At 43.2% G+C, this 11,400-nt stretch carries 8 protein-coding genes; 4 read left to right on the top strand and 4 right to left on the bottom strand.

The genetic code is table 11. The annotated features are described in order from the left end of the window. The first annotated feature begins 635 nt into the window (after positions 1-635). Positions 636-992: a hypothetical protein gene (locus ACE3T3_RS15590; RefSeq protein WP_374668539.1), complete on the top strand. Its 357-nt coding sequence runs from the start codon at positions 636-638 to the stop codon at positions 990-992. A 173-nt stretch (positions 993-1,165) separates the two neighbouring features. On the opposite strand, the gene bfmS is transcribed toward ACE3T3_RS15590, so the two are convergent. Next, positions 1,166-2,836, bottom strand: coding sequence for a sensor histidine kinase BfmS (bfmS, locus tag ACE3T3_RS15585; protein WP_374668537.1), 1,671 nt, complete (start codon positions 2,834-2,836; stop codon positions 1,166-1,168). 41 nt (positions 2,837-2,877) lie between these two features. Next, positions 2,878-3,594: a response regulator transcription factor BfmR gene (gene bfmR, locus ACE3T3_RS15580; protein ID WP_374668535.1), complete on the bottom strand. Its 717-nt coding sequence runs from the start codon at positions 3,592-3,594 to the stop codon at positions 2,878-2,880. 608 nt (positions 3,595-4,202) lie between these two features. Between bfmR and ACE3T3_RS15575 the strand changes: the two genes are divergently transcribed. From ACE3T3_RS15575 to ACE3T3_RS15565, 3 genes are all read left to right on the top strand, one after another. After that, entirely contained in the window at positions 4,203-7,040 is a 2,838-nt protein-coding gene (locus tag ACE3T3_RS15575; protein ID WP_374668533.1) for a ribonucleoside-diphosphate reductase subunit alpha, read from the top strand. A gap of 136 nt (positions 7,041-7,176) precedes the next feature. Continuing rightward, positions 7,177-7,308 (top strand): hypothetical protein, encoded by a 132-nt coding sequence (locus tag ACE3T3_RS15570; RefSeq protein WP_374668531.1) that lies wholly within the window; start codon positions 7,177-7,179, stop codon positions 7,306-7,308. A gap of 163 nt (positions 7,309-7,471) precedes the next feature. Next, entirely contained in the window at positions 7,472-8,755 is a 1,284-nt protein-coding gene (locus tag ACE3T3_RS15565) for a ribonucleotide-diphosphate reductase subunit beta (RefSeq protein ID WP_374668529.1), read from the top strand. A 150-nt stretch (positions 8,756-8,905) separates the two neighbouring features. Here ACE3T3_RS15565 and ACE3T3_RS15560 read toward each other — a convergent pair whose 3' ends face one another. After that, a complete protein-coding gene (locus tag ACE3T3_RS15560) occupies positions 8,906-10,747 on the bottom strand; it encodes a UvrD-helicase domain-containing protein (RefSeq protein WP_374668527.1) in 1,842 nt (613 codons plus the stop codon). Further along, positions 10,734-11,285 (bottom strand): hypothetical protein, encoded by a 552-nt coding sequence (locus ACE3T3_RS15555; RefSeq protein WP_374668525.1) that lies wholly within the window; start codon positions 11,283-11,285, stop codon positions 10,734-10,736. The genes ACE3T3_RS15560 and ACE3T3_RS15555 overlap by 14 nt, the downstream gene beginning before the upstream one ends. Positions 11,286-11,400: the final 115 nt, after the last annotated feature.

Raw genomic sequence — 11,400 nt, 5'->3', positions numbered from 1 at the left:
TGCCCAATCGTATGGAGTAATGGCACTCATGCGGGGATAACTCCTGGCAGGCCTAATTTATTAACAAAGAATGTATGTATTGGCCTTCAAATACACCAAACACAAAATTAATCCCGCCAATTGTACCTGATTGGTGATGCAAGTTGCTAGCTTATAAGCCTTAGTCTTTGGGATGATTTTTTAAGCATTTTCACTTTAATGCTCGACTAAAGCAGTATTTCGCAACAAGTTATCGTTTTCCCAAATAAATATTTAAGTTATGATTATTTTTACAAATTTTCTTTTTACTGCGCCTGAAGCTGGCGGTATCCGCAACTTTAAAAGCCAAATATCACGAAATAAGGGAAAGTTTTTTAAAAACTCACCGCTTATTAAATTTTCCAATTAAATTTGCACAATGTGAGAATTCAATCAAAATCCACATTGCCTAAAAATAGACATCCCCTACTTTTCACCTACCTGCAGCACTGGCTCAACACCGCAAAAAGCGTGCAAGCATTTTTTCCGGCAGCATGTATTTTTCAAGCCATTTGTATTTTTTTGCAGCAAATCCAAACTATCTGTCCGCATTTAAAAAAATTTGTGCTATTCCTATATAAAACAATCAAATCACCACAATAAAGAAGGAGCAATACATGAACCTAGAGTTTACGCATAAACCAGACTATTTTTTGTTTGCCCAGCTCATTATCCGTCATATTGAACACTATATTGCCAAGCATCCTGACGCTGATAATGCCATTTTTGATTTGCGTGATATCTATGAATTGTTCCGCCAGGACAAAGCGTCTGCCACCACCAACCTTGACGGCATTATGAACATTGCAGATGAATACAAAGTCGAAACACTGAATGGAGATGAAAAGCTGATCAGCCGCTACAGCATTGACGCCAAGAACAATTCACTGCTGATCGACTTCAATCCCAATGCGCTGGCAAGCATAAAGGACGGCAAAGAGATTATTGCGCCGGATGCCACATCGCACGAATAATCCATGAATCCTAAACCTAAAGCTCAATCCTGCAGGTTGAGGAAAAGCATTTGATGAGCTTCTTTCAAAGCCGCAAATTCAATTAAAACCATCCAATAAAAAAGCCATTCTGCAGAATGGCTTTTTTATATTTTACAGAACCCAACAGAACCCAATTGGCTGTAAAGCCAGCCCTATGCTGAATGCTCTGCATCGGAATCTCTTCCAGCATCTCCGCTCTTGCGCTTGCTGTCTTTAAAGCGTTTGGCCGGCCACTTCATCGTAAAGCGCGCGCCGCCTAAATTCGGGCTTTCATCCACCGCAATCGAACCGCCAAACCAATAGGCAATCCGGCTGACAATCGACAAGCCTAGGCCATAACCGCCCGATGCGCGGGTCCGGCTGTCATCCAAACGGGTAAATGCATCAAAAATGCGGCTGCGTTCATCTTCAGGAATGCCCGGCCCGTCATCTTCTACGCAGATGTAAGCATTGCCATGCTCATCCAGCCCGCCGCTGACCAGCACTTTATCATCGCAATAGCGTACTGCATTGCCCACCAGATTCTGCACCACACGATGCAGATAGCGCCGCTCTGCATCGGCAACTGCCGTGATTGGCGGCGGCATCAGCTCCAATGTCTTGCCGGTCTTCAGTGCTTCCGTTTCAATCACCACCTGATCCAGCACTTCAAACAAAATGATCTGCTCAAAATCCAGTGACGGCGTGCCCTGCTCCAGCTTTGCGTAGGTCATAATCTCATCAATCAGGTTATTTAAAGCTTCAATGTCTTTATCAATCTGCTCAACCTGCTGCTGGCGATAATCATAGTCGTCTTCATCCGCCATCATCTCCATGCCAAAGCGGATACGCGCAACAGGCGTGCGCAGCTCATGCGATACTGCACGCATCAGCTCCCGCTGCGCTTCGATTAAACGCTGAATATGGTCAGACATCGAGTTATAGCTGGAAGCCAGCGAGCCCACTTCATCGGTAGATTCCACAGGCAGGCGCACGGACATATCGCCAATTTTCATTTTATTCAAGGCATAGTTCACCGCGCGCAGCTTGCGCTGCATCGGCACCAGCAAACCGTAAACGCCCAAACTCAGCACAAACATGCTCAGCAAGGTAATGCCGGCCGCCAGCTGAAACGGCATCCAGTTAAACAAAGGCACAGGCCCCATAACCAGCACTTCAGAGGTCGAACTTGGAATCGGCGATACAATGGAGATGGTTGTGCCGCGCACGGAGGCGCTGTCACGGTACAGAATAATGCTGTGATCCAGCCTCAGGCGGCCGATCTGCTCGGAATCCAGCGGCAGGCTTTTCACATCGACAATTTCCATTGGATATGAAAAATAGTGCTGAATTTTTTCCAGATACTGTTTTTCCTGCCCTGGGTAGTACACCAAATAATCCAGCACAAACACCGGCAGCGCTTTCATTTGCCGTTCGGTGATGTTTTCCGCTTTGATGTACAGCAGATGGCTGGCGTCATCCCTCAAGCCGACAATGATATATGCCACATTGGTCTGCGCATCCCAGCGCACCACAGCTTTGCGTTCTTCAATACGCTTCGCTTCGGCGCGGGTTAAATCGACTTTTTCAGCTTTGACGTAGTAAATGGGCAGTTCCAGCAGATTGGAAGCATCGGAGATCCAGTCCATACGCTGCTGTTCATTGGGCTGGCGGGCAATCCCTTCACTGATAATATAAGCCATGCCGTCGGTCAGAGACTCCCGGTATTCCTGCGCGCGCTGATAGTTGATGATTTGCACCAGCAAGTAGCCAAATAAAGCCACCAAGACCACCAAAATGACCAGTCCCGCATAAATGCGCAAAAAAATACTGTGCTTTAACACCTAAGCGTGTCCCGAATTTCAGCCCAAATGGATGGCATCGATTAGATGCCGTTGGTTTCTTTTACAAATAAATAGCCTTTGCTGCGCACGGTTTTAATGCGTTTCGGATTTTCCGGATCATCGCCGATTTTTGGACGGATACGGGAAATGCGCACATCAATCGAACGGTCTTGCCCGTCATATTCAATGCCGCGCAGGCGTTCAAAAATATCTTCACGGGAAAGAATGCGGCCAGCATTGGAAGCCAGCAGCCACAGCAAGTCATATTCAGCGCTGGTAAAATCAACGAGTTCATTGTTCAGGGTCACTGAACGGCCGCCATTATCGATGACTAAATCATCAAATTCAATGCGCTGCGCCACCTCATCTTCCGGCGCTTTGTCAGTGCGGCGAAGCAATGCGCGGATACGCGCCAGCAATACACGCGGCTGAACAGGCTTGGCCACATAGTCATCTGCGCCCATTTCCAAACCAAGCACTTGGTCCATATCTTCGGTACGCGCAGTCAGCATCAAAATCGGCTGATGATAATGCGGGCGCACTTCGCGGCAGATGGTTAAGCCGTCCGCCCCTGGCAGCATCACATCCAGCACAACCATATCCGGCTGTTCTGCAATAATGCGGCGGATCGCGCGGTTGCCGTCCGGTTCAACCCCAACTTCCAGTCCGTTGCGGATAAGGTATTCTTGAGTTAAGCGGGCAAGACGCTCATCATCTTCAACAATTAAAATTTTAGGTAACTTTTCTTCTTGGCTCATAGAGTGCCCCTTTATATGACTGGACGCATTTCTTAAAAATCCAAGAAATACAATTCAATATAATTTGCAATATACACACGTTTACATTGTAAACAAGATGCCGTTCACGAAACCGATACATCATGGCTGCAATTTGTTAAAAACTTTTAAACTTTGAAATCCTCATGAAATCCCGCTGTTTTCAGCAATGCGCTTCTTCAGGCTTTTGCAAAAATATTTAGTTACAAAAAGAGTAAAAAACAGCCAATGTTTATATTTACAGCAATCAGACCAGCGGCAGCCTGAATTAGTTTTCAGCTTTCAAACTTATCCACAAGGTTATCTATAAGCACTTGCACGCAGCTTTGCTATGCTATGCCCTTGTCCGATAAGGCATAAACAAGAAAGATAAAAAAACAGAGATTTTTAGAGATGGATTTCTGCCAAAAAAAGTCAAAGCTTTTAGTAAAATGTCAATATTGATCTGGCCTGAATTTTCCCGTATCTTGTGTTCAATTCATTTTTAAACCACTAAGTCTTGTGTTTAAACCTCAAACACTGCGGCATAGCATTTGCCCGGTTCAAACGGTCTATAAACATAACAATAGAGACAATGGAGCTATGCTGACATGAGCGTAATCACGTCTACCCCAGGCCAATTGCAGGTGATTAAACGCACCGGTGATGTTGCCGTTTTTGATGCGGAAAAAATTTCTGTAGCGATCGGCAAAGCGTTCTTGGCTGTTGAAGGCCAGCAAAGTGCTGATTCCAGCCGCATCCACGACCGTATTTCTCAACTTACCGAGATGGTATTGAATACGTTCAACCGCCGTTTGCCGTCTGGCGGAACAATCCATATTGAAGAAATTCAAGACCAAGTTGAACTGGCGCTGATGCGTACAGGCGAACAAAAAGTTGCACGTTCATACGTGATCTACCGTGAACAGCGTGCTGAAGCGCGCAAGCAAGCTGGCGCAAATCATCACCCAACGCTGCAAGTGACTGCAGCCGACGGCAAGCTTCGCCCATTAGACTTAGGCGCGCTGCAAGCGCATATTGCCAAAGCGGCCGAAGGCCTGGAAGGCATTGATGTTCAAGCGATCATCGATGAGACCGTGAAAAACCTATATAACGGCGTAAAAGAGTCAGACATCGCAACCACCATGATGATGGCGACCCGTACCCGTATTGAGCAAGAGCCGAACTATACTTATGTGACGGCCCGCCTGCTTCGCGACAACTTGGTTGCAACTGGCTTAGAGTTCTTAGGTTTATCTGCAGATACTTTAGAGAATGACGCCTTAGAAACATTCCTGAAAAAAGGCGTTGAGCTGGATCTTCTGTCAGAAGACCTGCTGAACTTTGACTTGGTGAAATTGGCAGCAGCGATTCAGCCAGAACGCTCTAGCCAGTTTACCTACCTTGGCCTGCAAACATTATTTGACCGTTACTTCATTCACTCTGACGGCATCCGTTTCGAATTGCCGCAATTGTTCTTCATGCGTGTGTCGATGGGCCTTGCATTGAATGAAGATGACAAAGAAGCGCGCGCAATTGAGTTCTATAACTTATTGTCCAGCTTCGACTACATGGCTTCTACGCCGACCCTATTCAACTCAGGCACATTGCGTCCGCAATTGTCGAGCTGCTACTTAACCACCATCGGCGATGACCTGTACAACATTTATGGCGCTATGCGTGACAACGCAATGCTGTCTAAATGGGCAGGCGGTTTAGGCAATGACTGGACGCCAGTTCGTGCTTTGAACTCATACATCAAAGGCACCAACGGCAAATCACAAGGTGTTGTGCCGTTCCTGAAAGTGGCCAACGATACAGCTGTCGCAGTCAACCAAGGCGGCAAGCGTAAAGGCGCAGTCTGCGCATACCTTGAAACTTGGCACTTGGACATCGAAGAATTCCTAGAGCTGCGTAAAAACACCGGTGATGACCGCCGCCGCACCCACGACATGAATACTGCAAACTGGGTTCCAGACTTGTTCATGCAGCGTGTATTTGAAGATGCGGAATGGACACTGTTCACGCCGTCTGAAACGCCTGACCTGCATGATTTGACTGGCGCAGAATTCGCTGAACGCTATGCGTACTACGAAGGCATTGCCAAAGAACAAAACTTATTGCACAAGAAAATCCGTGCAAAAGATTTGTGGCGCAAAATGCTGTCTATGCTGTTTGAAACTGGCCATCCGTGGATCACATTCAAAGACGTCTGCAACCTGCGCTCTCCGCAGCAGCACGTTGGCGTCGTGCATTCATCAAACTTGTGTACAGAAATTACCCTGAACACCAACGCTGATGAAATCGCAGTCTGCAACTTAGGTTCGATCAACCTGGTTCAGCACGTTCAAGGCGGCGTTCTTGACCGTGAAAAACTGGCGCGTACCGTTAAAACAGCAGTCCGCATGCTCGACAACGTGATCGACATCAACTACTACGCTGTACCGCAAGCAAAAAATTCAAACTTGAAACACCGTCCAGTCGGTATGGGCATCATGGGCTTCCAAGATGCGTTATATGAAATGAAACTGGCTTACGGTTCAGAGGCTGCGGTTGATTTTGCAGATGAATCAATGGAAGTGATTTCATACTTCGCGATTCAAACCTCGAGCGATCTAGCGCTTGAACGCGGCACATATGAAACATTTAAAGGTTCATTGTGGGATCAAGGCATTTTGCCGATCGATTCTTTGGATCTTGTTGCTAAAGCGCGTCCAGACCGCATGTTTGAAGTTGACCGCACACAGCGTTTGGACTGGGACACTCTACGTGCCAAAGTTCAAAAAGACGGCATGCGCAACTCGAACGTGATGGCGATTGCACCGACAGCAACCATTTCGAACATTTGCGGCGTTTCGCAATCAATCGAACCGACATTCCAAAACTTATATGTGAAATCCAACCTTTCCGGTGAATTCACAGTGATCAACCCGTACTTGGTACGTGCGTTAAAAGATCGCGGCTTGTGGGATTCTGTGATGGTCAATGACCTGAAACACTTCGAAGGTTCTGTACAGAAAATTTCACGTATTCCTGAAGAGCTGAAAGCGATCTTCGCGACTGCGTTTGAAGTTGAACCGCGCTGGATTGTGGATGCTGCATCACGCCGTCAAAAATGGATTGACCAAGCTCAGTCTCTGAACCTTTACATCTCTGGTGCAAACGGCAAGAAACTGGACATGACCTATAAAATGGCATGGCTGCGCGGCCTGAAAACCACGTATTACCTGCGTGCATTGGGTGCAACTTCTGCAGAGAAATCGACCATCAATACTGGCGCATTGAATGCAGTAAAACCTGCAACTGTAGCAGCGCCTGTTGCCGCTGCCGCTCCAGCAGTTGAAGCGAAAAAAGCTGAAGCGCCTGCTGAAGAAGACGGTTTCGGTCAAGCGGCTCCAGTGCCAATGGCATGTTCAATTGACAACCCTGATTGTGAGGCTTGTCAGTAAGCTGACAGGTTTCAAATCCCCCTAAGTCCCCCTTCTTCAAAGGGGGACTTCCAAACTTTCGAGAGTTGGAGTCCCCTCCTTTTTAAAAGGAGGCTTAGGGAGGACTAATGAATTAAAAATAATAGAGGAAATCCCCATGCTCCATATGACGCATAACTATCAGTTAGGGCTAATCGCCTTGGTGGTGTCCTTTATTGTTTGTTTTTATATGCCCTTGACCTATGCCTGGGTCAAGATTCGCGAACAGCAGCGCAATCAAAATAAGTAGTGGGGATATTTGCTCTTCCGAATAAAATTAGAGCATCCATCGACAAAACTTAATTTTGCTTACACAGAATGAGCGTATAGTAAGACGTCTTGGCTTCAATGGCTTGATGTCCGCTATATGGATGACTATATAAAAGATATAAAGCAACGAAGAGAGAACTGTTATGTCTATCCTAAGTTGGGACGATTTCGAAGATGATGAACCGAAACAAGCTGCACAAGCTCACCAGCCTGCGCCCGTCGAGCCGAAAAAAGCGGTTGATTCGCAAGTGGTATCTGATGCACAGCAATCATCGCCGAATTTGGCAGCTGCACAACCCGCTCGAACCAATCCAAATCGACCAGCAGATTCAGCCGATCCGTTGGCAAGAGCATCTAACGCTCTAGAAACTCTAGACGTTGCGCCTGGCTTAGAAGAGCTGGAAATGGGCGCGCAGCGTGTGCAGGTTGATGATAAAGCCATGATCAACTGCCGTGCTGACTTGAACCAGCTGGTGCCGTTCAAATACGAATGGGCTTGGCAAAAATACCTAGACGGATGCGCCAACCACTGGATGCCGCAAGAAGTCAACATGAACCATGACATCGCGCTTTGGAAGTCTGAAAATGGCTTAACCGAAGACGAACGTACCATTGTCATGCGTTCACTGGGTTTCTTTTCAACTGCGGATTCATTGGTTGCCAACAACCTGGTCTTGGCGATTTACCGCCACATTACCAACCCAGAATGCCGTCAGTACATTTTGCGTCAATCATTTGAAGAAGCGATTCACACGCACGCTTACCAATACTGCATCGAATCTTTAGGCATGGATGAAGGCGAAGTCTTCAACATGTACCGTGAAGTGCCGTCAGTTGCACGTAAAGCGGCGTGGGGCTTGAAATATACGCAGCAGTTAAGCGATCCAACCTTCAAAACCGGCACACCTGAAACGGATCAAATCTTGCTTCGCAACTTGATCGCATTCTACTGTGTACTTGAAGGCATCTTCTTCTACTGCGGTTTCAGCCAAATCCTGTCGATGGGCCGCCGCAACAAGATGAACGGTGTTGCTGAACAGTTCCAGTACATCCTGCGTGATGAGTCTATGCACTTGAACTTCGGTATCGATATGATTAACCAAATCAAGATCGAGAACCCGCATCTTTGGACTGCTGAGTTCCAAGAAGAAATCGTGCAGATGATTCTTGAAGGCACCATGCTCGAAATCGAATATGCACGCGACACAATGCCGCGCGGTGTATTGGGCATGAATGCCGGCATGATGGAAGAATATTTGAAATTCATCTGCAACCGCCGTTTAAGCCAATTGGGCTTGCCTGAGCAGTTTGCTGGCGTGAACAACCCATTCCAATGGATGTCAGAAATGATGGACTTGCGTAAAGAGAAGAACTTCTTCGAAACGCGCGTAACAGACTATCAAACTGGCGGCGCGTTGAGCTGGTAAGTGAAAGATTCCATCACGCGACACATAAGTTGTCATTTGCGACGCATAAAATGTCATTGAGCGACATATAAGTTGTCATTGAAAAAAATACCCTATAAGTTGTACCCAACTTATAGGGTTCACTTCATTAATGTAGGATTTTATATTTCATTAAATCAATTGTATTTCACTTTCAATAAACCACTCTTTTTCAATTAATTTATCCTTTAAAAACTTCGGACTTTTTGTATAACAAACTACTGCAAGACTTTTTTCAGCACGACTACAAATTACATAGAACAACCTTCTGGTACGGGATAAAGCACTATCAAGCCCTAACGATTCATTCTTTATATCTGATGCACTTAACTCCTTGATACCTAAAAACTTCTCATAATCAAATAAAAAACCACCTGCTTCATCATCATCTAAAATCGCCATTACTCTCTCAAATTGCAAACCTTTAACACCTTGATGAGTATCAAAAGCTGAACTCCCATCAATATAGGATGCATATTTAAATAATTGATCTATTTTGGCATCCAAGGCTTGGCTATATGCAATAAGTTCTAAAGAAATATCATCGTCATCGAGAGAGTGGCTATCCAAAATTAATGCTTGCAATAATAATGGTGGAATGTTTAAGAGACTGTTTTCATAAATATAATTAAGAATATTTTTTATAGAGTTATTACTATCCATTAACAAATTAAAGAGTTCATTTTTTTTGTCTCTTATAATTTTCAAATAAGATAACTGGTCGTCCACAATAGAAAAATTACGAAATACATCGGAACTAGTTCTTAAAATTTTTATTATATTAAAATCATTTTTAGATATTATGGAGTTAATAAACTCACAAAATGTACCAACTAGAAACCTTAAGGATTGGGTATCTGCGGCACTTAATTTATTACGCAATGCAGAATCATACAATGGCTTATAAAATATATGAAATCCAGAACGAGTTGCAGCCATATGATGCTCTAAAATTAAGGTTTTTATTTCAGAACGTGAATTCCATTTATCATCATTAGTTACCCCTCCCATAATTTTACATATTTCATCCTCTACTAACAACTTATCCAAACTCGGATTATTAGAATCAATAATTAAACAACGAACGACACCATCAAAACTAACTTTAGACTCTTGTTGGAATTTATCAGCATCAAATCTAATTTTATTAATTAATTTTACTACTCTTTTTGGGCACCTCCAATTTTCAACCTTTTGTGGTCGTCTCCAATTCTCAGGAGCAAAGGTGTCTAAGTCTTTTTTATTATTAGTAAAAATACGTTGCATATTGTCGCCAAACAAACCAATCACAAATTGATTATGAAATTCAATTTGTGTTTGAACTAATGCATCAATTACTTTTTCATAGGTATCTTGAGCTTCATCTAAAAAGAGAATCGGATACTTATTCACTAAAATTTTTTTAAATGATTTCTTTTCAATTAATAATTTTGAAAAAATATCTATAACCTCTGAATGCTCTAATGAGCTTTCCTCAACATTTGAAGAATTTGGGTTATAAGAAAAACGTCTAGTTGACTCTAATGAAGATAATCTTTTTAAAGACTTCTTAATCCTCTCTTGTCGACCTAAACTAGTTTTATTGTTTAAATTTCTAGATTTACTTAAGGCTTCCTCTTCATCGCTAATTGTCTCTTTCAACCTCTCTCTAATTATTTCTTTAATTTCTTTTGTAAAAGGTGAAATTAAACTCCAAGCAAAACTATGTATCGTACTAACAAAAAAATTACTATCAAAGTTTATCCGTTCTTTAATTTCATCACAGGCAGCATTTGTATATGTTATCACTGCAAGCTTTTTATTTTCTCGACTCAGAGACAAAAGAATATTTTCTTTTATTTTCTTGAGTGTTTGATGCAAAGTATGTGTTTTCCCTGCACCAGCACCTGCATATAAAACGAAACTTTGAGGGGGTGATGAAGATACATAATCAAAAATTAAATCATCTAAAACTACAGCATCAACAGACTTCATTAATTTCCCCTTTTACCAACTCATCAACACCTATTATTTTATTTTCTAGCCAACTTAGGCCTTCATCAATATATTGCGGTGTTTTTAATTCTTTAGGTTCTAGGCCATAAATTAAATCCATAGCCATATCAACCTTATTACTGTCTAACGCAGAAAAAATATTCTGCCTAAAATGATCAACGTCTTCACACTCCTCTGCCTTAATCATTTTTAATAGAACCCCAGTTGCCTTTATCCGTTTATCATCCTTATTTATATCTTTTTTAAAGACGGTATTAATCAAAGGCCTATTTTCAAAATAAACAGACTCTTCAAATGTATAAGGAAATGCTATTTTCTGTTCACCTTTAAAACTAAAAGAGACCTGAGTTTGGTAACTAACTCTTATATTTCCATTAGCTTTCTCCTCATATCCCAACTTTAATAGATCATCAACTTGATATTTCATAGGGAACCATTTTATTAGTGTATCATTATTCGTTAATTGACCTTTATTAAGAAGAGGAATGCATTTCTCATACTTTACTTGAATAGCCACCGATTTTGTAGACACCTTTTAGTTAGATAAAATGGCTAATTAACGAGGTGCTTATGAGCAGTAAAAGATACCCTGAAGAATTCAAAATTGAAGCAGTTAAACAAGTGACAGAGAA

The organism is Acinetobacter sp., assembly GCF_041919735.1.
Classification (GTDB): Bacteria; Pseudomonadota; Gammaproteobacteria; order Pseudomonadales; family Moraxellaceae; genus Acinetobacter.
This window is presented reverse-complemented; position numbering and strand designations above follow the sequence as displayed.